This window comes from Helicobacter sp. 13S00477-4, assembly GCF_002272785.1.
In the GTDB taxonomy this organism is placed as follows: Bacteria; Campylobacterota; Campylobacteria; order Campylobacterales; family Helicobacteraceae; genus Helicobacter_J.
Map to the genome: position 1 here is coordinate 1 of NZ_MLAS01000036.1, position 1,052 is coordinate 1,052.

A 1,052-nucleotide genomic window follows, 5' to 3' on the forward strand; every position below is an offset into this window, starting at 1 on the left:
AAAAGAATCATTTTAAATATAAAGAGGAGAAAACAAACCAAAGACCTAAAATCAAAACACAACCTCCAAGAATCAATAGGACACCTTCTAGCAGCAATAGAGTTTGGCAAAGTGTGAGACCGGGAGTAAAAGCAATGCCACAACAATAAAAATCATCAGCTTAACAGATGATTCACTCTAAAAATCTATAATCACAGAGTAAATTCATTAAAACAAAAGGAAAAAAAATGAACAAGTTAGCTTATATAGTATTAGCTGGTATACTTTCTACTTCAGTGGCTTTTGGTGCTGATTTTTCTAAAAAAACCAATGACGAATTGGTCAAAATGGCCGGGACAATAGCCCCAAAAGATGCTCCTGATTACAGAATAGAGCTTCATAAACGTTTTAAGACAATGAAAAAACCTGAAGCTAAAAAATTCCACGAAGCTTTAGAACAAGCAATGGAAAAAAATACAGAAACAATGACGCTTAAAGAATTCAGGGAAAGAAAAGAAGCGATAAAAAAAGCAATGGATGAGAGAAGAAAAACAATGACCAAACAACAAATCAAAGATAGCGGTCTTGCCAGAATGACACACAAATGTCATCCACATGACCATCCAAAAGAACACGACAAAAAGCCTGCTCCTAAAAAATAAAGTAGAGGATTTTAGGTTATCCTAAAATCCTTTTTCAGATAATCACACTCCTCTCTAATGATTTTTAAAATTCAATCAAAAAAGCTTGTTATAATTTCTATACACTTTTAAAGAGTTTGGGTCTTTTGGGTGGGGGAGTATTGGATTACAATAAGGCAAAAATTTTCAGGAATGAAGTACCTTATAAGAAAGTAGAATATGAGGTATTGATGTTTATAGGCAGACCCCTTTAACTATTCTCTATACTACCTAACATTTATTTTTTACCCCTCCCTTTAATTAACAACATAGGATCTCAAGCAAAAAAATATTAAATGATGCTTTTTGGTAGGTATAACGGGGTAATAGATATTCAAATCAAATAATCCAATCAAATCAAATTCAAATCCCCTCCCTCTTCAAATATAAAAT

At 32.5% G+C, this 1,052-nt stretch carries 1 protein-coding gene; it reads left to right on the forward strand.

Going from position 1 to position 1,052, the window contains the following annotated elements; all coding sequences use genetic code 11:
• The first annotated feature begins 227 nt into the window (after window positions 1-227).
• Window positions 228-641, forward strand: coding sequence for a DUF1104 domain-containing protein (locus BKH44_RS08640; RefSeq protein WP_095272437.1), 414 nt, complete (start codon window positions 228-230; stop codon window positions 639-641).
• The last annotated feature ends 411 nt before the right edge of the window (window positions 642-1,052 follow it).